The 23,495-nt window shown below is 73.2% G+C and carries 23 protein-coding genes; 4 read left to right on the top strand and 19 right to left on the bottom strand.

What is annotated here, in order from left to right; translation table 11 throughout:
- Positions 1-127: 127 nt before the first annotated feature.
- Positions 128-490, top strand: coding sequence for a hypothetical protein (locus QJR14_08495; protein MDI3317637.1), 363 nt, complete (start codon positions 128-130; stop codon positions 488-490).
- Here QJR14_08495 and QJR14_08490 read toward each other — a convergent pair.
- From QJR14_08490 to hpt, 4 genes are all read right to left on the bottom strand, one after another.
- Complete coding sequence (locus QJR14_08490) at positions 456-1,139, bottom strand: response regulator transcription factor (protein ID MDI3317636.1); 684 nt, start codon at positions 1,137-1,139, stop codon at positions 456-458. The genes QJR14_08495 and QJR14_08490 overlap by 35 nt on opposite strands.
- Positions 1,111-2,184 (bottom strand): HAMP domain-containing sensor histidine kinase, encoded by a 1,074-nt coding sequence (locus tag QJR14_08485; protein ID MDI3317635.1) that lies wholly within the window; start codon positions 2,182-2,184, stop codon positions 1,111-1,113. Before QJR14_08485 ends, QJR14_08490 begins: the two co-directional genes overlap by 29 nt.
- A 64-nt stretch (positions 2,185-2,248) precedes the next feature.
- Positions 2,249-3,805 (bottom strand): glutamine-hydrolyzing GMP synthase, encoded by a 1,557-nt coding sequence (gene guaA / locus QJR14_08480; protein ID MDI3317634.1) that lies wholly within the window; start codon positions 3,803-3,805, stop codon positions 2,249-2,251.
- A 7-nt stretch (positions 3,806-3,812) separates the two neighbouring features.
- Positions 3,813-4,418: a hypoxanthine phosphoribosyltransferase gene (gene hpt, locus QJR14_08475; GenBank protein MDI3317633.1), complete on the bottom strand. Its 606-nt coding sequence runs from the start codon at positions 4,416-4,418 to the stop codon at positions 3,813-3,815.
- 241 nt (positions 4,419-4,659) lie between these two features.
- Between hpt and QJR14_08470 the strand changes: the two genes are divergently transcribed.
- Complete coding sequence (locus tag QJR14_08470; protein MDI3317632.1) at positions 4,660-5,796, top strand: hypothetical protein; 1,137 nt, start codon at positions 4,660-4,662, stop codon at positions 5,794-5,796.
- Here QJR14_08470 and QJR14_08465 read toward each other — a convergent pair.
- From QJR14_08465 to groES, 8 genes are all read right to left on the bottom strand, one after another.
- Positions 5,772-6,473, bottom strand: a complete 702-nt coding sequence (locus QJR14_08465) for a CBS domain-containing protein (GenBank protein ID MDI3317631.1) — start codon at positions 6,471-6,473, stop codon at positions 5,772-5,774. The two genes, QJR14_08470 and QJR14_08465, sit on opposite strands and share 25 nt — an antisense overlap.
- 172 nt (positions 6,474-6,645) lie before the next feature.
- Positions 6,646-7,377: a molecular chaperone TorD family protein gene (locus QJR14_08460; GenBank protein MDI3317630.1), complete on the bottom strand. Its 732-nt coding sequence runs from the start codon at positions 7,375-7,377 to the stop codon at positions 6,646-6,648.
- Complete coding sequence (locus QJR14_08455; GenBank protein ID MDI3317629.1) at positions 7,377-8,651, bottom strand: 4Fe-4S dicluster domain-containing protein; 1,275 nt, start codon at positions 8,649-8,651, stop codon at positions 7,377-7,379. Before QJR14_08455 ends, QJR14_08460 begins: the two co-directional genes overlap by 1 nt.
- Positions 8,652-8,693: 42 nt before the next feature.
- Positions 8,694-9,920 (bottom strand): polysulfide reductase NrfD, encoded by a 1,227-nt coding sequence (gene nrfD, locus QJR14_08450; protein ID MDI3317628.1) that lies wholly within the window; start codon positions 9,918-9,920, stop codon positions 8,694-8,696.
- Positions 9,917-10,582 carry a 4Fe-4S dicluster domain-containing protein gene (locus QJR14_08445; protein ID MDI3317627.1) on the bottom strand — a complete coding sequence of 222 codons (666 nt, stop codon included), beginning with the start codon at positions 10,580-10,582 and terminating at the stop codon, positions 9,917-9,919. Before QJR14_08445 ends, nrfD begins: the two co-directional genes overlap by 4 nt.
- Positions 10,583-10,597: 15 nt before the next feature.
- The gene (locus QJR14_08440; GenBank protein ID MDI3317626.1) at positions 10,598-12,973 is read right to left on the bottom strand and encodes a molybdopterin-dependent oxidoreductase; all 2,376 of its coding nucleotides are present in this window, start codon (positions 12,971-12,973) and stop codon (positions 10,598-10,600) included.
- A gap of 382 nt (positions 12,974-13,355) precedes the next feature.
- Complete coding sequence (groL, locus tag QJR14_08435) at positions 13,356-14,972, bottom strand: chaperonin GroEL (protein ID MDI3317625.1); 1,617 nt, start codon at positions 14,970-14,972, stop codon at positions 13,356-13,358.
- Positions 14,973-15,035: 63 nt separating this feature from the next.
- Complete coding sequence (gene groES, locus QJR14_08430; protein MDI3317624.1) at positions 15,036-15,326, bottom strand: co-chaperone GroES; 291 nt, start codon at positions 15,324-15,326, stop codon at positions 15,036-15,038.
- A gap of 255 nt (positions 15,327-15,581) precedes the next feature.
- Between groES and QJR14_08425 the strand changes: the two genes are divergently transcribed.
- Together QJR14_08425 and QJR14_08420 are read left to right on the top strand one after the other, a co-directional pair.
- Entirely contained in the window at positions 15,582-17,420 is a 1,839-nt protein-coding gene (locus tag QJR14_08425) for a PAS domain S-box protein (protein MDI3317623.1), read from the top strand.
- Positions 17,389-18,108 carry a response regulator transcription factor gene (locus QJR14_08420; GenBank protein ID MDI3317622.1) on the top strand — a complete coding sequence of 240 codons (720 nt, stop codon included), beginning with the start codon at positions 17,389-17,391 and terminating at the stop codon, positions 18,106-18,108. The genes QJR14_08425 and QJR14_08420 overlap by 32 nt, the downstream gene beginning before the upstream one ends.
- Here QJR14_08420 and QJR14_08415 read toward each other — a convergent pair.
- The 7 genes from QJR14_08415 to thiD all read right to left on the bottom strand — a co-directional run.
- The gene (locus QJR14_08415; protein MDI3317621.1) at positions 18,057-18,539 is read right to left on the bottom strand and encodes a hypothetical protein; all 483 of its coding nucleotides are present in this window, start codon (positions 18,537-18,539) and stop codon (positions 18,057-18,059) included. The two genes, QJR14_08420 and QJR14_08415, sit on opposite strands and share 52 nt — an antisense overlap.
- A 117-nt stretch (positions 18,540-18,656) precedes the next feature.
- A complete protein-coding gene (gene moaC, locus QJR14_08410) occupies positions 18,657-19,193 on the bottom strand; it encodes a cyclic pyranopterin monophosphate synthase MoaC (protein MDI3317620.1) in 537 nt (178 codons plus the stop codon).
- A gap of 82 nt (positions 19,194-19,275) precedes the next feature.
- Positions 19,276-20,523, bottom strand: a complete 1,248-nt coding sequence (locus tag QJR14_08405; protein ID MDI3317619.1) for a molybdopterin molybdotransferase MoeA — start codon at positions 20,521-20,523, stop codon at positions 19,276-19,278.
- A 4-nt stretch (positions 20,524-20,527) separates the two neighbouring features.
- Positions 20,528-21,220 carry a thiamine phosphate synthase gene (gene thiE / locus QJR14_08400; protein ID MDI3317618.1) on the bottom strand — a complete coding sequence of 231 codons (693 nt, stop codon included), beginning with the start codon at positions 21,218-21,220 and terminating at the stop codon, positions 20,528-20,530.
- Positions 21,217-22,095 carry a hydroxyethylthiazole kinase gene (gene thiM / locus QJR14_08395; protein ID MDI3317617.1) on the bottom strand — a complete coding sequence of 293 codons (879 nt, stop codon included), beginning with the start codon at positions 22,093-22,095 and terminating at the stop codon, positions 21,217-21,219. The genes thiE and thiM overlap by 4 nt, the downstream gene beginning before the upstream one ends.
- Complete coding sequence (gene thiW, locus QJR14_08390) at positions 22,092-22,712, bottom strand: energy coupling factor transporter S component ThiW (GenBank protein MDI3317616.1); 621 nt, start codon at positions 22,710-22,712, stop codon at positions 22,092-22,094. The genes thiM and thiW overlap by 4 nt, the downstream gene beginning before the upstream one ends.
- Positions 22,709-23,495, bottom strand: a 787-nt coding sequence (gene thiD / locus QJR14_08385; GenBank protein ID MDI3317615.1) for a bifunctional hydroxymethylpyrimidine kinase/phosphomethylpyrimidine kinase, incomplete at its 5' end; no start/stop codon positions are given. The genes thiW and thiD, both read right to left, overlap by 4 nt.

Genomic DNA, 23,495 nt, shown 5'->3' with positions numbered 1-23,495 from the left:
CCGCCCCTGCCGCCCCCGGCCCCTCCCGCCCGTCGGGCGCCCACCCGGTCTTCCGATGGATTACACTACGGATACTGACCCGTGCGGAGGCGCGACAAGGGCGCGGAAAGGGGATGGAGACAGGATGGTGCGTCTCGGCTGGTGTACCCTGCTGGTGCGCCGCTTCCGGCGCGAGGCGCTGGCCCTGGCGGCGGTGATCCTGATGGAGCACCTGGGGTGGCTGCCCCGGCTTCCCGCCGACCCCTTCGCCTCCGCGGCCCAGGCGGCGCCGTCGGCGCCCTCGCCGCTCTGGCTGACGGCGCTGACCCTGGCGGTGGCGCTCCTGGGCTTCTTCGTCCCCCGGGAGGAGCAGCCGGGCCCTCTCGCCGCGCTGCGGGGGCGGGCGGCGGGCGGTACCGCGGGCGCACCCGCGGAGGACGGCTCCGCCCCGGCGGGACCGGGGAGCGACCGCGGGATCAGTCCGGTTCCTCCGACTCGTCCAGCGAGATGAGGCCCACCCGGAGCGCGTACTTGGTCAGCTCCACCGCGTCGTGCAGGTCCAGCTTCTCCATGATGTTGCCGCGGTGGGCCTGGACGGTCTTGATGCTGATCATCAGCTTGTCCGCGATCTCCTGGTTGGTGTGACCGCGGGCGATCAGGCGGAGCACCTCCTGCTCCCGCTCGGTCAGCACGTCCGGCGCCTGGAGCCGCGGCAGGAGCGGCTGGCCGCCGCCCTCGGCGTGGCTGCCGGCGAAGACCGCCCGGCTCAGCTCGGGGTTGAGGACCGTATGGCCCTCGTGGACGGCGCGGATGGCGGAGACCAGCTCCCGTGCCGCCGAGCGCTTGAGCACGTAGCCCGAGGCGCCCGCCTGCATGATGGTGCGGACGTACTCCTCGTTGTCGTGCATGGTGAGGACCAGCACCCGCACCTCCGGGTGACGGCGGAGGATGGCCTGGGTGGCGTCGACGCCGTTCATGCGCGGCAGCCCGATGTCCATCAGCACCACGTCGGGCAGGAGCCGGTCCGCCAGCTCCACCGCCTGGACGCCGTCGCCCGCCTCGCCCACCACCTCGATGTCCTCCTGCTCCTCGAGCAGCGAGCGGATCCCTTCGCGGAGGATGGTGTGGTCGTCAACCAGCAGCACGCGTATGCGTTGCATCCTGAAGGGCCCCTTCCTTCCGGGGGATGGCGAGCTCGACCGTGGTCCCCTGACCCGGGCGGGAGTGGATCTCGAGCCGTCCCTCCACCAGGGCGGCCCGTTCCCGCATGCCGGCCAGACCGATGCTCCGTTCGGGCTGGGCGAGGATCTGTTCCGGCGAGAAGCCGCGCCCGTCGTCCTGTATCCGAAGATAGAGAAGATCGGGCTCCTCGTGTAGCTCCACGGAGACGCGCTGGGCGCGGGCGTGCAGGAGGACGTTGGTGATCGCCTCCTGGGCGACGCGAAAGATGACGGTCTCCATCTCGTCCGGCAGCCGGTGATCGAAGCCGGTCACGTCCAGCTCCACCTGGACGCCGGCCGGATCCAGCTTGGTGTGGGCGTACCAGCGGAGGGCCGGCACCAGCCCCAGGTCGTCCAGCACGGTCGGGCGGAGGTCCATGGTCAGTTTCCGCACCTCGTCCAGCGTCTGCTCCACCAGCTCGCGGCTCTCCTGCAGGCGTTTCCGCGCCTGGATCACCTGGCTCCCGCCCTGGTCGTCGCTGCAGTGCGGAAGCGCCCTGCTGGTCAGCTCCAGGTTGAGCAGGAGCGTGGCCAGCGCCTGGCTGGTCTCGTCGTGGAGCTCCCGGGCGATCCGCTTCCTCTCCTGCTCCAGCGCCTTCAGGATCTGCGAGGCCGCGGTCCGCCGCTGCTCCTGCAGCCGGTCCAGCATGGCGTTGAGCGTCTCCGCCACCCGGCGGACGTCGGGGTCGTCCCGGATCTCCGGCGCGCGGGCGTCGAGCTGGCCGCGCTCCACCGCCTCCATCACGTCGCGCAGCTGGTAGATGGGCCGGAAGGCCAGCTCCACCAGGAGGAAGTTGATCGCCAGCGTGGCCGACAGCCCCAGGACGACGAAGGGGAGCATCGTCTCCAGCACCCCGCCGGCGCGGATCCCCCAGAGGGTCAGCGCGACGCCGCCGACCGCGCCGATGATGATGATCACCCCGTTGGCGATCATCACCTTCCAGAGCATCGAGACCCGCTCATGCACGCTCCTGATCCAGCGCACCCCGATCCGCTCCCCGCGCCTCCGTCCCGCTCCCGCGCCGTCCCTCCGGTCCCGGGCCGCTCGCTCACTCCCACTCGATGGTCGCCGGGGGCTTCGAGGTGATGTCGTAGACGACGCGGTTGACGCCGGCCACCTCGTTGACCACCCGGGTGGAGATCCTCTCCAGCACATCATAGGGCAGCCGCGCCCAGTCGGCCGTCATGCCGTCCTCGCTGGTCACGGCGCGCACCACCAGCGTCTGCTCGTAGGTGCGGTGGTCGCCCATCACGCCCACGCTGGCGAGCGGCGTCAGCACCGCGAAGGCCTGCCAGAGGCGGCCGGCCAGGCCGGCCTGGCGGATCTCCTCGCGGACGATGGCGTCGGCCTGGCGGAGCGTGGCCAGCTTCGCCTCCGTCACCTCGCCCAGGATGCGGATGGCCAGCCCCGGCCCCGGGAACGGCTCGCGGCCGACGATCTCCTCCGGCAGCCCCAGCCTGCGCCCGATCTCCCGCACCTCGTCCTTGAAGAGGCGGCGGAGCGGCTCCACGAGGCGGAGATCCATCCGCTCGGGCAGGCCGCCCACGTTGTGGTGGCTCTTGATGGTCGCCGCCCCCGGCCCGCCGCTCTCGACCACGTCCGGGTAGAGCGTCCCCTGGACCAGCCAGCCGATGGGTCCCTCCGCCTCCAGCCGCCGCGCCAGCTCCTCGAAGGTGCGGATGAACTCCTCGCCCACCCGCTTCCTCTTCTCCTCGGGGTCGGTGACGCCGCGCAGCCGGCCGAGGAAGCGCTCCCCGGCGTCGACGGCGACGAAACGCCGGCCCAGGAGCGGCTCGAAGGTGGCGCGGACCGCCTCCGGCTCGCCCTGGCGGAGGAGCCCGTGATCGACGAAGACCGCCACCAGCCGGTCGCCCAGCGCGCGGTGCGCCAGCGTCGCGGCCACCGCGGAGTCGACGCCGCCGGAGAGCGCCGCGATGGCCCGCCCGTCGCCCACGGCCGCGCGGATCTCGGCCACCGCCTCCTCGATGAAGTCGCCCATGGACCAGCTCGGGCGCAGCCCCGCCACGCGGAAGAGGAAGTTGGCCAGGATCTCGCGCCCGTACCGGGTGTGGCTCACCTCCGGGTGGAACTGGAGGCCGTAGAGCCGCCGCCGCGGGTCGCCCATGGCCGCCACCGGCGTCCGCTCCGTCGCGGCCAGCGGCAGGAAGCCCTCCGGAACCGCCCTCACCTGGTCCCCGTGGCTCATCCAGACCTGCGCCTCCGCGGGCACCCCCTGGAAGAGGCCGCCCGCCCCGGGCGGCGGGGCCAGCCGCAGCTCGGCCGGCCCGTACTCGCCGCCCCCGCCCGCCACCTCGCCGCCCAGGGCCAGCGCCATCAGCTGCATGCCGTAGCAGATCCCCAGGACCGGCAACCCGCTTGCGAAGAGCTCGGGCTCCAGGCGCGGCGCGCCGGGCTCGTAGACGCTGGCCGGCCCGCCGCTCAGGACAAGGGCGCCCGGCCGGGCTTCCCGGACCCGCCGGAGCGCCTCCGCCGCCGGCACGATCTCCGAGTAGACGCCCAGCTCGCGGATGCGGCGGGCGATCAGCTGCGCGTACTGGGCGCCGAAGTCGACGACCAGGACCGTCTCCTCCGCCGGCACCGTCACCGGGGCCTCAACTCCCCTCGCCCCCGTCCGGCTCGGCGCCGCCGGCGTAGACCTCGCGCCGGAGGACGCCGACGTACGGCAGGTTCCGGTAGCGGCCCGCGTAGTCGAGCCCGTAGCCGACCAGGAACTCGTTGGGCGTGACGAAGCCGACGTAGTCCGCCCCCACCCGGCGCGCCGCCGGCGAATCCTTCTGCAGGAGCGTGCACGTCCTCAGCACCCGCGGCCGGCGCGTGGCCAGCGTCTCCCTCAGGTAGGCCAGCGTCAGCCCCGAGTCGATGACGTCCTCCACGATGACCACGTCGTCGCCCTCGATGTTCTCGCCCAGGTCGTGCAGGATCCGGACCACGCCCGAGGAGCGGCTGGACGTGCCGTAGCTGGAGACGGCCATGAAGTCCATCCGCACCTCCATCGGGATGGCCCGCACCAGGTCGGCCATGAAGATGACCGCTCCGCGCAGGATGCCCACCAGCAGCGGCCGTCGCCCGGCGAAGTCGCGGGCGATCTCGAGCCCCAGCTCCCGGACCCGCGCCTGGATCCGCTCCGCAGGAAGGAGCACCCGCTCCACGTCCGGATGGGCCGCCCAGCCCCCGCCCGGCGCGCCGTCCTTCGACACCCCCGCGCCGGCGATCCCCGCGCGGACGCTCTCCCCCCGCCCCTCTCGGGCCTTCTCCACGCCGTCTCTCCCCCCGTTCCGGCCCCCATTCTACCAGCGGGGCGGGGCGCCCAGCGGCCGCCCCGCGGCCCGGGCCGGCCGCGAGGCGGCCGGCAGGGCTCCTCTTCCGCGGCGCGAAGGGTTGCGCGGGCGCCGTCGAAACGTCGAAACGAGGCGCCTGGGCGGGGAGGTGAGGGCGGCGATGGCGCGGTCGGCGGGAAGGGCAGGGCTCGCGTTTCTGCTGGCCGCCTGGATCGCGGCGGCCCTGCCGCCGCTTCCGCGCCCGGACCCTCGGCCTCTCCCCGCGGCCGCCCTCGCCGCGGGGCCGCTCTTCCCCCGCGAGGAGGCCCAGGTCCAAGGCGAGCAGGCCCAGGTCCAGGCGCTCCTGGACCAGCTGGCGGCGCTGGACGTCCGCCTGGCGCGGGTCGAGGAGGCGTCCGCGGCCGCGGGCCGGGAGCTGGAGGCCGCCCGGCGCCGCCTGGCCGAGGCCCGGAACCGCGCCGCCGTCCTCGAGGCGGAGCGGCGCAGCACCGCCGCACGGACCGGCGCCTGGCTCCGCTGGCTGCGGGAGAGCGGGACGCCGGGGATGCTGGACGTCTTCCTGGGGACGGCCAGCCTGCGGGACCTCTTCTGGCGGCTGGAGATCCTGCAGAGGCTGAGCGCCTACGAGCTGGGGCTCCTGCGCAAGGCGGCGCAGCTGGCGGAGGAGGCGCGGCGCGCCCGGGATCGGGCGGAGGCGGAGGCGCGTCGCGTGGTCGCCGCCCGGCGCGCCCTGGAGGCAGAGCGGCAGAGCCTGGAGACGCTCCGCCGGGAGCGGGCCCGGGCTCTGGCGGAGGCGCGCCGGCGCCTGGCGGGGGCCTGGTCGGAGCTGGAGGCGCGGGAACAGGCCTGGCGGACCGGCCAGCAGCAGCTCCTCGCCTTCTGGCACGCCCTGGGCCGGCGCTCCTGGGCGGGCGCCCGGCCTTCCTCGACCGGCATCCGCTTCCAGCCACCGGAGCTGGATCTCGGCTTCGACGCGGCCGCGCTGGCGGATCTCGTCGGCGGCGACGTGCGGGTGGGCTTCGCCGCCCCCGAGATGCTGCTGGAGATCGGTCCCCTCCGCCTGCACGTGAAGGCGCGTGCCCTGCCGGGAAGCGGCGGCGCGCCCGACCGCCTGGAGCTCGACCCCGTGGCCCTCGACCTGGACGGTCGGCCCGTGGGCCCGGCGGTGCTGGCCGCCTGGCGGCCCGATCCGGTCCGTCTCCTCCTGCCCGAGGTGGCGCCGGGACTGGGCCTCAGCACCGCCCGGGTCGAGCCGGACCGGCTTCTCCTGGTCTACGCGCCGCGTTCCGGCGACTGATCCGCACCGGCCCCGTCGCCGTCCGACCCCGCCGAGACCGGCCGCGCGGAGGCGGGATGCGAGCGGTCCAGCGTCCGGAACCCCTGGCGCTCCAGCGCCTCCACCAGGCGGTCGAAGTCGCCCACCTGGATGCGCAGGAGCAGGGTGTAGAGGCCGAAGGTCTCCGAACGGTCGGTGGCCATGTGGGTGATGTTGCCGCCCATCTCGCGGACGGTGCGGCCGATCCGCTCCACCTGTCCCGGCTGCTCGGGCACCAGGAGCGCCAGGCGGGGGATGTCCGGCCGGTCCCAGCCCAGGAGGTGGAGCATCTGGCGGAAGAGCGCGTCACGGGTGACCACGCCGACCAGCAGCCCCCGGTCGTCGACCACGGGCAGGAAGCTGACCGTCTGGCCCGCCATGCGCGCGGCCGCCTCCTCGAAGGGCGTGTCGGGCGTCACCGTGGGAGGGGCCGGCTGCATCAGCGCCGAGACCAGCCGGGTGCCCGGCGCTTCGGGCGAGGGGTGGCCCACGCCCAGGCGGTGGAGCTCCAGCAGCTCCAGCACCCCCACGGGTCGCCCCTCATGGACCACGGGGACCGCGCGGAGCCTCCGGGCCTCCATCACCGCCCGGGCCTCGTCCAGGGTGGCGTTGTCCGGGACGCTGACCACGTCGTCGATCATGATCTTCCTGACGAACATCGCCCCTCACCCCTCCACGGCTCTCCACGGCCCCCGGTCGATACGGCCCCCGGTCGATCCCCCGGCCGCCGCCGAAGCCCGGGCCGGGAGGAAGTCCATGCCCTCCGCGGGAGCTCCCCGTCCCTCCCCCGCGACCGGCGGCGCCCGGGCCACAGCCTGGGCGCGTCCGAGTTCATGCGGGCGGCGCAGGCGCCGGGAGGCTGGAGTCCCTCTCCCACAGGATGAAGGCCTCCGTGACCCGGGCCAAGCCGCGGTAGAAGGGGAGGTCCGCCTCGCGCCGGACGGCCCTGCAGAAATCCGGAACCCAGACCGCCAGGTGCCCGGTCAGGAAGCGCCGTTCGCGCTCCTGGAACGAGCGAGCGGTGTCGGGGTCGGCCGCGCGCCATCCCTCGGACTCCTCGCGAGCCAGATGCGCCATGAACTCGAGTTCCATCCCCAGGTGGTCGGGCACGTCGTCGATCCCCTCCGCCGGCTCCAGGCCCGCCTCCCGGTAGGCGGCCAGCACGTCCAGCGTGCTCCCGCCCCACAGCTGCCCGAACGACTCCTGGTCCGGGCGCTCCCGCCACGCCGACTCGTACGGTGGGCAGGGCACGTGGACGTTGGCCACAAAGAGGCGGATGTACTCGGCCCCGAGTTCGTCCCGCAAGACGGCCGGACCCGCGGTGGCCGGCCGGAGCGCGGCGAAGTCCTCCCCGAGCCCGGACAGCTGCAGCCCTTCCGCCTCGTACAGCCCGCCCAGCAGGAGCTCGAGACTCTGGGCGAAGAGACCGCTGCCCAGGTCATGGAAAAGTCCGTCGCTGGGCGGTTTCCAGGCCGCGGACAGCATGTGGTAGACGAGATGCCGGTTGCCCGCACGGCTCTTCAGCCGGCTCGCCTCCGCCAAGCCCTTTCGCGCCATGCTCATCATCCCCCTTCGCCACCGGCGTCGCCGCCTCCCGGACCGAGCATCGGAGCGATCACCAGGCTCGCATCCAGGCGGCAGGCCGGGCAGAGACTCTCCTGGCGGCTGGAGAAGAAGGGCGTGCCGCAGCGGGCGCACGGCTGACGATAGCCCTCCACCAGGACCGACGGCTCGGGCGAGAGCGGGAGGAGGCCGGGTTCCAGGTGGAGTCCGCCCGCCGGGCAGACATCCCGGCAGAGCCCACAGCCGGAACAGCGCCACGCCTCGAACGCCAGGGCGCTCCGCACCGCGCCCTCGCCCGCCGCCCGGCCCGGGATCGCTGCCGGCCCGGCAGCCGCCTGCCAACCGAGCGCGCCCTCGGGGCAGACCTCGGCACAGATGCCGCAGCCCGCGCATCCGCCCCAGCCCTCGCTCCGCTCCAGCCGCAGACGCCAGAGGGGCAGCTCCACCTCCCCCTCCGGGGCAGCCGGCCCAGGCGCAGCTCCCACCTCGAGCGGCCACCAGCGCGCGAGCTCTCGGCGGCGCCTCCCGGTCGCGTGGGGCAGCCGTCCGCCGGCCCAGAGCCGGGGCGCAGGCTCCGGCAGGGCTGCGGCCACCAGGTCGGCGGCCGCTTCCTGCCTCGCCGCGCGGAAGAACTCCCGCCTCGACAGGCGGCGGACCACGGCCGCTGATGCCCCTGCTGCCGCGGAGGCGCCTGCCCCGCTCTCCCCGCTGCCCGCCGGGCTTCTCTCTTCGCTCCCCTGCACCTCCGCCTCCTCCACCACCGCCCAGCGCAGATCGAGGCCGTTGAGGAGCGCCAGCTCCCGTGCCTGGGCCAGGCGCCGCTCGAAGGCGGCCCAGCCCGGTGCCAGGGCGCATCCCTCGCACCGACCGCGGACTGCTCTCATGTCGCGGACCGTCCCCTCGAGCAGGACGGGCAGGTCGAGGGCGCCGAGGCAGGGCACGGTCGCCTCGTCACGGCGCGCGGCGCCCGCTCCGGCGCAGCGGAAGGAGGTCGCTCCCCCGGGGGCCGCCCACACGGTCCCGTCGAGGGCCTCGGTGGGACAGGCCGGGATGCAGAGCCCGCACCCCTTGCAGCGCGCGCCGTCCACCTCCACCGCGGAGGGGGAGGCAGGCGGCCCCAGGCGAATGGCCCCGAAGGGGCAGGCCACCACACAAGCCCTGCACCCGCCCGCGGCGTGGCGCCCCCGGACGCAGCGCTCCGGCCGGAAGCGGACCGGCGCCGCCTCCCAGCGTCGGATCAGACGCTCCAGGCTCTCCAGCGCCGGTCCCAGCACCACCGCATCCCCCTGTCAGGCGCGGGCCGCTCCGCGGACCCGCTAGGCATGCTCTTCGGCGTAGCTCTCCGGCCGGCCCATGGAAGCCCAGAGCGGTGCCAGCCAGGAGCGCGCCACCCAGCTGAAGGCGAGCGCCGCCGTGGCCACCACACCTGCGAAGATCAGCCACTCGAGGGCCGAGGGAGCGTACATCTGGCTGGTCTGGAAGACCGCCGTCCCCGCCGGCTGGGGCTCCCCCATGCTGACGCCCGGCGGCAGGTGGAGGTACGGCTCGGTCATCGCACCCGCCATCAGGGCGATGCGCTTGAAGAAGACGCTCAGCACCACCAGGACGGAGAGCCCTGCCACCGCCGAGGGATGGGTCCGGACGCGCTCCCAGCAGAGGGCGACGAAGGCGACCAGGGCCAAGCCGATCTCCGTCCAGAGCGCCCAGGCATAGGGCCCGGTCATCGCGCGCAGCATGAACGCACCCTCGGCCGTTCCCGACCCCGCATAGGTTCCGGTCAGCATCTCCGCCGCCATCATGAAGAGGTCCACCGGAACCAGGACGGCCAGCAGATTCGCCAGTTGATGGAACTGGGTGCGCTCCACCCTCCAGAGACCGGCGCGGTGGAGCAGCCACAGGACGACGATCAGGAGCGCCAGCCCCGAGTCCAACGCCGATGCGACGAAGAGCGGGGCCATGATGGCCGAGTTCCAGTAGGGCCGCGCCACGAGCAGGCCGAAGATCCAGGCGGTGACCGAGTGGACGAGGACCGCCACCGGAAGCGCCACCATGGCCAGCAGGCGGACGACGGAGGCCCTCCGGGTCGCCATGGCCCACAGGTAGGCCACCTCGACCAGGATGTAGGTGGTGATCACCAAGACATCCCACATCAGCGGCGAGACGAACTGCGGGTGGAGCACGAGGTTGAGGATCCGCTGGGGCATGCCCAGGTCCACGATGATCAGGGCTGCCGCGACCAGGATCGAGGCGAGCGAGAGCACCAGCGCCGGCAGCGCCACCGGCTTGAAGTGCTTGGCGTTGAAGAGGTTGGCCGCCGCCGAGATGATCAGGCCGCCCGCCGAGAGCCCCACGAAGAACATGAAGGCGGTGATGTAGAGGCCCCAGCTGGTCACGTCCCGCATGTGGGTGACCACCAGGCCGCGGCTCAGCTGGTAGATCCACCCCAGCAAGCCCGCAAGCGCCACCGCGGCCAGCACCGCCATCCACGCCGTGAACCCGCCCGCTTGGCGGCGCGCCACGCCGGACTTCGTCGCCACGCTCATCCGATCTGCATCTCCCTGCGCTGCCGCTGGCGCGGCAGGTAGTAGACCTGGGGCCGGGTCCCGGCCTCGGCCAAGAGCTGGGTGCCGCCCTTCTCGCGAATCAGGACGGACACCTCACTGTTGGGATCGTTGAGATCCCCGAACACCCGCGCCCTCTCCGGGCAGACCTCGACGCAGAACGGCTGCTCGCCGCGGTCGACGCGCTCCATGCAGAAGTCGCACTTCTCCACGACGCCGCGCCGGCGATCGGGCACCGCCGCATCGCCCAGCTTGACACCGGCGACCAGGGGCACCGGCTCGCCCCAGTTGAAGACCCGCACGCCGTAAGGGCAGGCGGCCATGCAGTAGCGGCAGCCGATGCAGCGGTCGTAATCGATGGCGACGATTCCGTCGGCCCGCTTGTACGTGGCGGAGACGGGGCACACCTTGACGCAGGGTGCGTCCTCGCAGTGCTGGCAGGCCACCGGGATATACTGCATCTCCAGATCCGGGTAGGTGCCCTTGGGCTCGTCGATGGCGGCGCCGCCCTCGGTGAGGATCCGGTTCCAGGTCAGGCCCATCGGCACGTTGTGCTCCACTTTGCAGGCGATCGAACAGGTCCAGCAGCCGACGCAACGCTGCAGGTCGATCGCCATGCCCCACTTCCGACCCGGGGTGCCCATCGGACGATCCGACACCTACGCCACCCCCGTCTTCTTGCGGACCTCGACACGGATGTCGAAGAAGGCGAAGTTCCCGACGATGTTCCGCTTCTGGTGGGTGAGCTCCTGATGGTGGCCTTCGATGTAGTGCTCGTCCCACCAACCCTGCTGGAGGTTGACCATGCCCGGCATCATGGCCGGGGCGATGCGGGCGTGGGCGACGACATGGCCGCGATCGTTGAAGACCTCGACCACGTCGCCCTCGCGGATGCCGCGGGCCTCCGCGTCCGCAGGGTTGATCTCCACCACGGGGCGAACCGAGAGTTCCCGCAACATGGGGACGTTGGCGAGCTGCGAGTGAACCCGCCAGCGGCCGTGCTGGGTGTTGAAGACCAGCGGGTACCTCTTCGCGAGCTCGGCGTCCGTGGCCTCGGCTGCGGGGATGTACGTCGCATAGGCTACCCCGGCCTGCACGCCTTCCTCGTTGTAGACGTGGAACAGCCCGTCGGGGTGCTGCGACCGGGCGGGGGCGTGGTAGGGTCGGCCGTTCTGCTTCGGCCGCACGCGAACCGCGTGTTCCTTCATGAGCCGTTCGGCGGTCACCCCGGCCGACCGCATCATGTCGCTGTCCAGCCACTCGGCGACCAGTTCCTGCATGCTCTTGTCAAAATAGGCACCGAAGCCGAACGCCTTGGCGATCTCCTTCTGGACCTCCCAGTCGGGCCGGGCCTCTCCCAACGGCTCGACGGCCGCCTCACGGAAGAGCACGTAGGGGTGTGCTCCCTCCGCCAGCGGTTCCGTCGTCTCGTAGTAATGGGCCGCCGGGAGCACGAGGTCCGCGTTCTGCGCGGTCGGCGTCATCACCAGGTCGGAGACGACGATGAAGGGGATGGAGTCCCAGATCGCCTTCACCCTGCTCCGATCCGGCAGCTGGTTGTAGATGTCGCCGCACGTCACCCACATGGCGCCGATGGGATGCTCCCGGATGTCCTCGTACCAGTCGATGAAAGGCACATACCGCGCCGTCGTCCCGGTGGGGGCGTCGAACTTGGGGTTGCCGTAGTAGGTGAAGTACATCCCCTGGATGTTGCCGGACTGCCCGAATCCACCCGTGAAGGCGGCGAGCGTGGCCATCGCCTGCCCGGCGCGGTCGCCATTGAAGTACCTGTCGGTTCCCATGCCGAAGTAAATGCCGTTCGGGCGCCGGGTCGCATAGAGCCGGGCCACCTGCTCCACCGTGGCGACGGGTACGCCGTGGACCGCCGTGCCCCGCTCGCCCGAGTATCTGGCCGCCTCGTCCGCCAGGATCTGGAAGGCGGGCCGGACCTCCGTCCCGTGGACCGTGAAGGAGCCGGTGAGGGCCGGCACCGCCCCCGGGGTCCCTTCCGCGACGGGCCCTCCCTTGCCGGAGTCCCAGAGGACGCGACGCTCGGGGTCGCCCGGGAGGCCCGCCTCGCCGGCCCGCAGGAACTTTCCGTTGTCTTTCCGGACGAGGAACGGGGCCGTCGTGTGCGCGAGGACGAAGTCCCTATCCCAGAGGTTCTCGCGCAGGATCACGTCGAGCATGGACAGCCCGAGGGCGGCGTCCGTACCGGGCTTCGGGCGCACCCAGATGTCCGCCTTGGAGGCGATGGTCGAGAACCGCGGATCGATCACCACCAGCGTCGCGCCCTGGTCCAGGGCCTGAAGCAGGAAGTACGTGCTGTGGACCTGGGTCTCGGCCACGCTGGAGCCCCAGAGGAGAATGGTCCGGCAGTTGACCCAGTCCAGGGGCTCGCTGGCGTCGTAGCCGAAGACCGGACCGCCCCCGACGCGGGTCCAGCCGGTGGCCGTGTTCAGGTCGATGCTGCCCACCGGGGCGGTGGCCTGGAGCAGGTTGGCCAGGCGCGCGGTGGAACCGTTGAAGGCGCCGTAGTTCCCGGAAAGCGTGACCAGTGCCAGGCCGGAGGGCCCGTACTTCTCCCGCGCCGCCTTGAACCGGTCCACCATGGTGGCGATGGCCTCATCCCACGTGATCCGCTGCCATTTGCCCTCGCCGCGCTTTCCCACCCGCTTGAGCGGATAGCGCAGCCGGTCCGTCCCGTAGAGGCGCTGAATCTCGCTCAGTCCCCTGAGGCAGATGCGCTGGTAATCCTGGTCCGGCAGCTTGGCCGGCTCCACCCTGACCAGGCGCCCGTCGCGCACCGTGGCCGTGAGCGGGCAGGCCTGCCAGCAGTTGGGCGAGTGGACGGTGAAGGCGTGCCTCTCCCCCGATCCCGCCCGCTCCGGCCCCTGCGCTCGGGCCTTGGTCAGCCAGGCGGGCTCCTCCAGGAGCCTGAGCCCCAGGCCCGCGGCGGCGGTGGCGGTCGCGGCCCCCGTGAGGAAGCGCCGGCGCGTGACCCGCCTCTTCCCGATTCCCGTAGTCCAACCCATCCGATTCCCCCACTTCTGCCGTGTCGTCGTCCACCTGCGCCAGGTGGCGTTTCGATCGCCTCCACAGATGCCAGACGGCGCCCGGTGGTGAATCTCCCCGCAGAGCGATCTGGGGTGACCGGGTGGGGCTAGGGTGGATATACCTGCCACGGGTGTATGGGCTGGGGACCAGACCGGTCAGGCCGCCGGTCCGTTTGCACTACGGGGTGGGGTATTTCGGCTCGCGCAACCTCGGGTCTCCACCCGAGGACCACAGGTTTCGATCTGCGTTTCTTGCCACCGCGGCCCGGAGGAGAGCGCCGGACAAGCCAGCGGCCCCGCCTGTGCCGGCGGGGCCGCTTCCTCCAGCCGGGCGCCGGGCCCGGCGGATCGGGTGGCATCCCTACATGTCCATGTCGGGCATGCCGCCCTGGTTGCTCTCCTTCTTCTCGGGAATGTCGGCCACCAGGGACTCGGTGGTCAGGACCATGGCGGCGATGCTGGCCGCGTTCTGGAGCGCGGAGCGGGTCACCTTGGTCGGGTCGACGATCCCCTTCTCGAACATGTTGCCGTACTCCAGGCTCATCACATCGAAGCCGTCGGTGTCGGGCAGCTCCTTGACCTTCTCGACCACCACGGAGCCCTCCAGCCCGGCGTTGGTGACGATCTGGCGGAGCGGCTCCTCGAGCGCCCGGGCGACGATCTCGATGCCGGTCTGCTCGTCGCGGGTCTCGCCCTTCAGGTCCTCCAGCGCCTTGAGGGCGTGGACGTAGGTGCAGCCGCCGCCGGGGACGATGCCCTCCTCCACCGCCGCGCGGGTGGCGGAGAGCGCGTCTTCGATGCGGTACTTCTTCTCCTTCATCTCCACCTCGGTGGCCGCGCCGACGTTGATCACGGCGACGCCGCCGGCCAGCTTGGCCAGGCGCTCCTGGAGCTTCTCGCGGTCGAAGTCCGAGGTGGTCTCCTCGATCTGGGCGCGGATGGCCTTGATGCGGTCCTTGATCTTCTGGGAGTCGCCGGCGCCCCGGACGATGGTGGTGTTCTCCTTGTCGACGGTGACGCGCTCGGCGCGGCCGAACATGTCGGGGGTCACGTTCTCCAGCTTGATGCCCAGATCTTCCGAGAGGTACTGGCCGCCGGTCAGGATGGCGATATCCTCCAGCATCGCCTTCCGCCGGTCGCCGAAGCCGGGCGCCTTGACCGCGCAGACCTGGAGCGTGCCGCGGATCTTGTTGACCACCAGGGTGGCCAGCGCCTCGCCCTCCACGTCGTCGGCGATGACCAGGAGCGGCTTGCCGCGCTGGAGCACCTTCTCCAGCACCGGCAGAAGGTCGTTGACCGCGCTGATCTTCTTGTCGGTGATGAGGATGAAGGGATCCTCGAGGACGGCCTCCATGGTATCCGTGTTGGTGACGAAGTAGGGCGAGAGGTAGCCGCGGTCGAACTGCATGCCCTCGACCACCTCGACGGTGGTCTCCAGCGTCTTGGCCTCCTCGACGGTGATGACGCCCTCCTTGCCCACCTTGTCCATGGCGTCGGCGATCATCCGGCCGATCTCGGGGTCGTTGGCGGAGATGGAGGCCACTTCCTGGATCTGGTTGTGGGTCTCCACCGGCTTGGAGACCTTGCGGATCTGGTCGACCACCTTGTCCACGGCCTTCTCGATGCCGCGCTTGACCAGCATCGGGTTGGCGCCGGCCGCCACCACCCGCAGGCCCTCGCGGACCATCGCCTGGCCGAGGACGATGGCGGTGGTGGTGCCGTCACCGGCCACGTCGTTCGTCTTGGTGGCGACTTCCTTGAGCAGCTGGGCGCCCATGTTCTCGTAGGGATCCTTCAGCTCGATGTCCCGGGCGATGGTGACGCCGTCGTTGGTGATGGTGGGCGCGCCGAACTTCTTCTCGAGGACGACGTTGCGCCCCTTGGGACCGAGCGTGATCTTGACGGTGTTGGCCGCCGCGTTGATGCCCCTCTCCAGGGCACGCCGCGCCTCCTCGTCGAAGACGATCTGCTTGGGCATGACGGTTCTCTCCCTCCCTTGTGTCCAGCGTCCGCGCCGCTAGCGCTCGAGCATCCGCGCCGCTCAGCGCTCGACGATGGCGAGGACGTCCCGCTCGGAGAGGACCAGGTACTCCTCGCCGTCGATCTTCACTTCGGTGCCCGAATACTTGGAGAAGAGCACGTGCTGGCCGACCTGGACCTCCAGGGGGCGGATCTGCCCGTTGTCGAGGTAGGCTCCCTTGCCCACCGCCAGGACCTCGCCCTCCTGCGGCTTCTCCTTGGCGGTGTCAGGAAGGACGATGCCGCTGGGAGTCCGCTCCTCCTGTTCGACGACGCGGACCACGATGCGATCGCCCAGCGGCCGCAGGCGCAGCTTGGACGACTGTGCAACGCTCATGCTCGCTCCGGACCTCCTCCCGTCACCGACTCCTTGTTAGCACTCCCCGCCGGGGAGTGCTAAGCCGGGAACGATGGTACGCATCCCTCCCGGTAGTGTCAACCCACCGGCACCAGGAAGATGCGCGATTTCCAACGCCTCTGGGCGCTCCTACCTGCCCGAACGGGTGAGGCGCCGGTGTCGGCCATGACCCATGAGTGCTAACATCGTGCTGGAGCCGGTGATGCCTGGATGATCAAGGGGCCGAGGTCGCTCGAGGAGTCGCTGGAGCGGTGGAACGAGAGGGCGATCCAGTGGATCGCCTTCCTGGCGCCGGTCGTCTTCCTCGGCATGTTGCTGGAGATCTTCACCGACCTGCGCCAGGTGACCGGCGCCTGGCTGGCGCGCGGCGTGGTCCTCTTCATCCTTCTGGTCAGCTCGGCGCTCTTCACGAGTTACGTCTTCGGCACCCTCCGCCGCCAGTCGGCCCGCCTCCACGCCAACGAGGAGCGGCTCCGCACCTTCGTCGACCGGTCGAGCGACGCCATCTTCATCGTCGACGCCGGCCGGCGCATCGTCGAGATGAACCCGGCCGGCGCCATGCTGACCGGCCGCCAGCCGGGGGACAGCAGCCACGGGTTGCTCTGCTCCGCCGTCCTCGGCTGCGAGGGCCCCGACGGAGCGCGGACCTGCGGCGGCGAGTGCCCGATCCGGACGACGCTGGAGCTGGGCCGGCGCATCCCCTACCAGGAGGCGATCATCCGCCGCCCGGACGGCCGCCAGGTCCCCGTCAGCCTCTCCGCCTCGGAGGTCCACCAGGGGGAGGAGCGGTACGTGGCGCTGGTCCTCCGCGACATGACCGAGAGGAAGCGGCTGGAGGACCGGGTCCGTTCCCTGCTCGCCCAGACCGAGCGCCAGCGCGACCGGTTCGAGGCGCTCTACCGGCTGGCGGGCGAGCTGGCCGCGGTGGCCGACCTGGGCCGCAAGCTGGCCAGCGTCACCGAGCACCTGCGCGGGCTGGCACACGCCGACCTGGCCGCCTTCATCACCGTCGAGGCCCATCCCGACGGCGGGACCCGCCTCCTCTGGCGGGCGACGGCCGGCTTCCAGCGCGCGCCGGTCGCGCCCTTCGAGGCCGAGGACCTGCCCGCCCGCGCGCAGCTGGCCCGGGTGCCGCTGGCGGTGGCGGACCTCCAGGCGCTGGCCAAGCTGCCGGAGAGCGAGTTCCCCCTGCTCCACCGGGAGGGGGTCCGCTCGGCGCTGGCCATCCCCATGCTCTCCCGGGAGCACGTGATCGGCGTCCTGCTGGTGGCGCGCCGCGAACTCGCGCCTTTCGACGAGGAGGAGCAGGCCTTCGTCGGCGGCTTCGCCGCCCAGGCGGCCATCGCCTGGGAGAACAGCCGGCTCTACCAGCAGGTGCAGAACATGGCGATCGTCGAAGAGCGGGAGCGGATCGCCCGCGAGATGCACGACGGGCTGGCGCAGACCCTCGGCTACCTCAACCTCCAGTTCGGCCTGCTGGAGAACGAGGCGATGGAGAGCGGCGCCATCGATCTCTCCCGCAGGCTGGCCGAGCTGCAGAAGGTGGTCAAGGAGACCTACGGCGACGTGCGCCACTCCATCTTCGACCTGAAGACCGGTCCGGCCAGCCAGAAGCGGTTCTCGGCCATCCTGGGCGAATACCTGGAAGACTACCGCTCGATGAACGGCATCGAGACGTCGCTGGAAGGCGATCCGGAACTGCTCGACGAACTGCCTGACGGCGCCCAGGTCCAGGCCTGGCGGATCGTGCAGGAGGCGCTGGCCAACGTGCGCAAGCACGCCCAGGCCTCCCGCGTCCAGCTGAGCGTGGAGCAGGGCCGCGGGCACCTCTGGCTGAAGATCACCGACGACGGGATCGGCTTCGACGTGGTCCGCCAGAACGCCAAGGGCCACTACGGCATGAGTATCATGCAGGAGCGGGCCGAGTCGCTGGGAGGCTTCGTCGACATCCTGTCGGCGCCGGGCCAGGGGACGCAGGTGGTCCTGGCGGTGCCGATCTCGCGCCCTGTGGAGGGGGATGGCCGTGGCGCACCGCATCTTGCTGGTTGATGATCACGTCCTCTTCCGCAAGGGGCTGTCCGGCCTCCTCGCCTCGCGGCCGGGCCTGCAGGTGGTGGGCGAGGTGGGCAACGGGGAGGAGGCCATCGCCGCCGTGGAGCGGCTCCGCCCCGACCTCGTCCTGATGGACGTCAACATGCCGGTGATGAACGGGATCGAGGCGACGCGGCAGATCCACCGCGCCCACCCGGAGATCCCGGTGGTGATGCTGACCGTCTCGGACCGGGACGAGAACCTCTTCGAGGCGATCAAGGCAGGCGCCCAGGGCTACCTGCTCAAGGACCTGGAGCCGGACGAGCTCTTCCGCTACATCGACGGGGTCTTTCGCGGCGAGGCGCCCATCTCCGGGACGCTGGCGCGGCTGATCCTGCAGGAGTTCGCGCGCATGCCCGCCTCCTCCCGCCGCGAGGGGCCGGGCGCGAGCGGGCGCGGCGGGGAGGGCGCCGGCGACGGCGAGGAGGCCGAGGGCCTGACCGACCGCGAGCGCGAGGTGCTCCAGCTGGTCGCCTCGGGCGCCACCAACCGCGAGATCGCCCAAAGGCTGATCATCTCCGAGAACACCGTGAAGATCCACATCAAGCACATCCTCGACAAGCTCCACGTGCAGAACCGCGTGCAGGCGGCCGCCTACGCCATCGAGGAAGGGCTGGTGGAACCGAGGGACCCGGAGCGCGGCTGAGGGGCGGCCAGCGGACAGTCCTGCCCCCTGCTGAGCGGGCAGAGCTCCGCAAGGAGAAGGGTTCCCAGGTCGCAGCCGGTCTCCGGCGCCAGCGGGGCGATGGCGCCGCCGCCCCTGTCGCTCTCCGCGGCCGGGCCGTCCTCCCGCGGCGGCGCCGGGTCCAGGCGCCAGGCCAGGTTGCTCTCCACCGCCAGCGCCACGAGGCGCGCCCGCGGCCAGAGGCGGCGGGTGAGCCGGATCGCTTCCTCGCCGGGCCCCGGCGGGTTGGGAACGAGGAAGAGAAGGGCGTCCGGCGCCACCGCCAGCGAGCGCTCCGCCTCCGCCAGCGACCTCCAGACGCCCAGAGGGCGCAGCCGCGGACAGACCCGCAACACGTCGAGGATGGCGGCTGCGAAGAGCCTGTGTTGGGAGATGACCGCCAGCGTCGCCACCGCCGCACCCCCCGGGGTCGTGCGCGTTCCGTCTCAGTCTGGGGCGTGGCCGGGGAGCCGGACATCGCTCGGCGGGGGTATTCGAGGGGCGCGCCCTGACCCCACCGGGGAATGGGCTCAGCCGGCCGGCCCGGCCCCGGGCGCTTCCCGCGGGACCGGATGCGGCTCTCCGGGCCGGACGAAGGTGCCGCTCCTCCCCCCGCTCTTGTAGACCAGCCGGACCTCCTCCAGGACCATCTCCCGGTCGATCGCCTTGCACATGTCGTAGACGGTGAGGCCGGCCACGGTGACGGCGGTGAGCGCCTCCATCTCGACGCCCGTCCGGCCCACCGTCCGCACCTCCGCCTCGATCTCCACCGCGGCCAGATCCTGGCCCGGGCCTTCCTCCGGCGGCCCGCCGCCCGTGCCCGTGCCGGCCACGGGTCCGCCGCGCAGGTCGACCCGGACCGAGGTGAGCGGGATCGGATGGCAGAGCGGGATCAGGTCGCCCGCGCGCTTGGCGGCGAGAATGCCGGCGACGCGGGCGACGGCGAAGACGTCGCCCTTGGGGACGCGGCCGGAGGCGATCCGCTCCAGCGTCTCCCTGCGCATGCGCACGCCTCCCCGGGCGACGGCCACGCGCTCGCTCTCGGGCTTTGCGCCCACGTCCACCATGCGCGCGCGGCCGGCCGCGTCGAGGTGGGTCAGGCCGCCGAAGCCGGCCTGGCGGTCGCCCTCGACCTCGCCGGCGCGGCCCTCAGTCAAAGGGGATCACCTCCACCTCCCGGCCCGCCTCCAGCTCGGCGCCGCGCGGCACCCGGATCATGCCGTCGGCCAGGACCAGGCTGGAGAGGTGGGCCGAGCTGGTCCGGAGCGGCCTGGCCACCAGGCGCGGCCCCCCGCCCGCGTCCCCGCCGGCCTCCGGCGGCTCGAGCCGGACCGAGATCATGGCGTCCCGCTCCCGCGGCGCCCGCACCGGCCCCGCCAGGCGCGCGCGGAGCCCCGGCTGCGGCCAGGCCGCGAGGCCGCCCTCCAGGTGTCGCAGGAGCGGTCGCACCATCAGCCGGTAGATGGTGAGGGCCGAGACCGGGTGGCCCGGGAGGCCCACCAGCAGCTTCCTGCCGGCGACGGCGAAGAGCGCCGGCTTGCCCGGCTTGATGGCCACCCCGTGGACGACCACCCGTGCCAGCGAGGCGACGGCGCCCTGGGTGAGGTCGCGCGCGCCCACCGACGAGCCGCCGGAGACCAGCACCGCGTCGAAACGGCCCAGGGCGCTGGCGAGGGTCTGGCGGATCGCTTCCTCGTCGTCGCGGGTGACGCCCAGGTACTCGGCCCGCAGCCCGTCCGCCCGGAGGGCGGCCACCAGCGACCAGGAGTTGGCGTCGCGGATCTGGCCCGGCGCCGGACGCCGGTCGGCCGGCACCACCTCGTTGCCCGTGGCCAGCACGGCGACGGCCGGCCGGCGCGCCACCCGCACCCGCAGCCGGCCCAGAGCGGCCAGGAGGCCGCAGTCCTGCGGCCGGAGCCGGTGCCCCGCGGGCAGGAGCGCCTGGCCCGGGCGGACGTCGCTGGCGCGGGCGGCCACGTTCTCCCCCGCCGCCACCGCCGCCAGGATCTCGACCCCGCCCGCCTCCGCCCGCGTCGCCTCCACCGGCACCACGGCGTCGGCGCCCGCGGGGAGCGCGCCGCCCGTGGGGACGGCGGCCGCCTCGCCGGCGTCGAGCGAGAGGCCCGCCGGCTCGCCCACGCGCACCTCGCCCGCCAGGCGCAGGCGGACCGGGTGCCCGGGCGCTGCGGCGGCCACGTCGGCGGCGCGCACCGCGAAGCCGTCCATGGTGCTGCGGTCGAAGGCGGGCAGCTCTTCCTCCGCCTCCACCGCCTCCGCCAGGACGCGGCCCGACGCCTCCTCCAGCCCCACCGCCTCCGCGCCCAGCGCGCCCTCGGGCAGCTCGGCGCGGAGCCTCTCCAGCGCCTCCTCCAGCGGGATCAGCTCGCCCACCGCCATCCTGCTACCGCCTCCCTTCCGTGCCCGCCAGGAGCTCCCGGACCGCCCGGGCCGGATCGGGAGCCGCCATCACCGCCGAGATGACCGCCACGCCGGCGGCTCCCGCCGCGCGCGCCTCCCGCGCCCGCCCGGCGTCGACGCCGCCGATGGCCACCACCGGCAGACGGGTGGCGGCGACCACCGCGCGCAGCCCCTCCAGGCCGATGGGCGCGCCGGCGTCGGCCTTGCTGCCGGTCGGCCAGACGGAGCCGGCGCCCACGTAGTCGGCGCCGTCCGCCTCGGCCCGGCGCGCCTCCTCGGGCGTGGCGGCGGAGACGCCGACGATGGCGCCGGGGCCGAGGATCGCCCGGGCGACGCGGGCGGGAAGGTCGTCCTGGCCGACGTGGACCCCGTCCGCGCGGACCGCCTGGGCGACGTCGACGCGGTCGTCCACCAGGAAGAGCGCTCCCGCCTCCTCCGTCAGGCGCCGGAGCGCCAGCCCCAGCTCGTACAGCTCGCGCCCCGACCACCCCTTGCCGCGGAGCTGGAGCGTGCCCGCCCCGGCTTCGAGCGCCGCCCGGCACACGTCCAGGAGCTTTCGCCCTCCCTGCCGCTCCGCCTGCTCGCGGTCGGTGATCACGTAGACGGCCAGCCTTCGCGCCAGGGTGGCGGCGTCCGGCTTCCGGCGCCCCTCCCCTGCCGGCGCCCGGCCGCTCACCGTCCCCCCTCCCCTGCGGCCTCGGCTTCGGCTTCGGCCCAGGCGAGGCGGAGCCCTTCCTCGAGGTCGACGGGGCGGAGCGCGGCGACGCGGTCGAGGAGCGCCACCTCGAAGCTCCCCGGGCCCGCCGCGCCCTGCGCCGCCCACTCGGCCGCCAGGCCGAAGGCGCCCAGGGCGGCGGCCGCCGCCCGCAGCGGATCGTCGCCCACCGCCAGGAAGCTGGCCACGGCCGTGCTGGCCATGCACCCCGTCCCGGTCACCTGCGCCAGGAGCGGGTGACCGTTGTCGCAGGCGATGCTCCGCCTCCCGTCCGACAGCCAGTCGCGGGCGCCGGTCACGGCGGCCACGCAGCCGTACCGCCGCGCCACCTCGCGCGCCAGCTCGGCGCGCTCCGCCTCCCCGTGGGTGCCGGCCGCGTCGACGCCGCGCTGCTCGGCCGCCCGCCCGGCCAGGGTGGCCATCTCGCTGGCGTTCCCGCGGATGGCGGCGACGCGCACCTCCCCCAGGATGCGCAGGCAGGCCTCGCGGCGGAAACGGGTGGCCCCGGCGCCGACCGGGTCGAGGAGGACGGGGACGCCGGCGGCGTTGGCCGCCCGCCCGGCCACCAGCGCCGCCTCCAGCTCGGGCACGGTCAGCGTGCCGATGTTGAGGAGGAGGACCTGCGCCGAGGCCGCCATCTCGGCCACTTCCTCGACCGCGTAGGCCATGACGGGCGAGGCGCCCAGCGCCAGCGTCAGGTTGGCGGTGGAGTGGGTGACCACCAGGTTGGTGATGTGGTGGACCAGGGGGCGGCGCCGGCGGAGCTCCGCGAGGAGCCGCGCCGCCTCGGCGGCCAGCCGCCGGTCGCCCGGGAAGTCGCCGCTCGTGCCGGTCATCGTGTGGGGTTCCTCCCTTCGCGGGCGTTCGGATCGTTGGGGTCGGCGGTCTTGCGGGCCGCCGCCCCCGGCAGGCCGGCCTCCGGCCCCGCCGGGCCGCCGGGGACGAGGCCGGCCCGGCGCAGGACCCCCGCCACCAGCAGCCCCAGGAAGGCGCCGACGGCGGAGGGCGGCGTGAAGGCGGCGACCAGGGCGAGGGCGCCGGCCGGCTTGCGGAGGATGAGGAGGACCATGGGGTAGGCGACCAGGGCGCCGATCAGGCCGGTCCCCACCAGCTCGCCCAGGGCGGTGGGGAGGAGCCGCCGCGTCCGCCGCCAGGCGGCGCCCGCCAAGGCGGCGCCGAAGAGGCTTCCCGGAAAGGCGAGAAGGGTGCCGGTGCCCAGGGCGTTCCGCAGCGTGGAGATGGCCGCCGCCACCCAGACCGCGCCCCAGGGCCCGTAGAGGACGGCGCCGACCACGTTGACCAGCGCCTGGACCGGCTGCACCTTGGCCGGGCCGACGGGGATGATCAGGAACTGCGAGAGGAGCGTGCCCAGCCCGGTCATCAGCGCCATCAGCACCAGCTCCCGCGTCCCCCAGCGGGGCCCGGCGCCGTGCGAGGAAGCGCGGCCGCTCACGGCCTGGCACCCCCCGGGACGCCCCCCGCGCCCTCCATGGCCTCCGGCGGGACCTCCGGCGGGATGCCCCCCAGCTCGCGCGCCGCGGCGACCGGGTCGGTCGGCCCGTGGCCGTGGCCGAGCGGGCGTCGGGCCCCGCCGCGGATGGCGGCGGTGATGAAGGCCTTGGCCAGCCGGAGGGCGGCGGGCACGTCGAGGCCGCGGGCGAGGCCGGCGGCGATGGCGGCGGAGAAGGTGCAGCCGGTGCCGTGGGTGTGGGGCGTCTCGACGCGCTCGCCCTCCAGCTCCAGCCAGTCGCGGCCGTCGTAGGCGAGGTCGACGGAGCGGTCCGGCTGCCAGGGCGCGTGGCCGCCCTTGACCACCACCCAGCCGCCGGAGAGCGCCTGGATGCGGCGCGCCGCCTCGCGCCGGTCCTCTTCGCCGGCGATGCGGATGCCGCTCAGCGCCTCGGCCTCCGGCAGGTTGGGCGTCACCACCTCGGCCAGCGGCAGCAGCCGCTCCGTCAGAGCCCGCCGGGCGTCGGGGGCCAGGAGCGGCTCGCCGCCCTTGGCCAGCATCACCGGATCGACCACCAGGTGGCGGGCGCGGCGCCGGGCCAGGTCGGCGGCCACCGCCTCGACGATGGCGGCGTTGGCCAGCATCCCGGTCTTCAGGGCGTCGACGCCCACGTCGTCCCAGGCGGACGCGATCTGCTCCAGGACGAAGGCGGGCTCCAGCTCGACCACGCGCTGGACGCCCACCGTGTTCTCCGCCACCACGGCGGTCAGCGCGCTCATGCCGTAG

The organism is Bacillota bacterium, assembly GCA_029961055.1.
In the GTDB taxonomy this organism is placed as follows: domain Bacteria; phylum Bacillota; class Sulfobacillia; order JAIMAT01; family JAIMAT01; genus JAIMAT01.
This window is presented reverse-complemented; position numbering and strand designations above follow the sequence as displayed.

Coding starts and splice junctions, on each gene's coding strand:
- QJR14_08490 (MDI3317636.1), bottom strand. CDS start 1,139: ATGCAACGCATACGCGTGCTGCTGGTTGACGACCACACCATCCTCCGC.
- QJR14_08470 (MDI3317632.1), top strand. CDS start 4,660: ATGGCGCGGTCGGCGGGAAGGGCAGGGCTCGCGTTTCTGCTGGCCGCC.
- QJR14_08465 (MDI3317631.1), bottom strand. CDS start 6,473: ATGTTCGTCAGGAAGATCATGATCGACGACGTGGTCAGCGTCCCGGAC.
- QJR14_08460 (MDI3317630.1), bottom strand. CDS start 7,377: ATGAGCATGGCGCGAAAGGGCTTGGCGGAGGCGAGCCGGCTGAAGAGC.
- nrfD (MDI3317628.1), bottom strand. CDS start 9,920: ATGAGCGTGGCGACGAAGTCCGGCGTGGCGCGCCGCCAAGCGGGCGGG.
- QJR14_08445 (MDI3317627.1), bottom strand. CDS start 10,582: ATGGGCACCCCGGGTCGGAAGTGGGGCATGGCGATCGACCTGCAGCGT.
- QJR14_08440 (MDI3317626.1), bottom strand. CDS start 12,973: ATGGGTTGGACTACGGGAATCGGGAAGAGGCGGGTCACGCGCCGGCGC.
- groL (MDI3317625.1), bottom strand. CDS start 14,972: ATGCCCAAGCAGATCGTCTTCGACGAGGAGGCGCGGCGTGCCCTGGAG.
- QJR14_08425 (MDI3317623.1), top strand. CDS start 15,582: ATGATCAAGGGGCCGAGGTCGCTCGAGGAGTCGCTGGAGCGGTGGAAC.
- QJR14_08420 (MDI3317622.1), top strand. CDS start 17,389: ATGGCCGTGGCGCACCGCATCTTGCTGGTTGATGATCACGTCCTCTTC.
- moaC (MDI3317620.1), bottom strand. CDS start 19,193: ATGGTGGACGTGGGCGCAAAGCCCGAGAGCGAGCGCGTGGCCGTCGCC.
- QJR14_08405 (MDI3317619.1), bottom strand. CDS start 20,523: ATGGCGGTGGGCGAGCTGATCCCGCTGGAGGAGGCGCTGGAGAGGCTC.
- thiM (MDI3317617.1), bottom strand. CDS start 22,095: ATGACCGGCACGAGCGGCGACTTCCCGGGCGACCGGCGGCTGGCCGCC.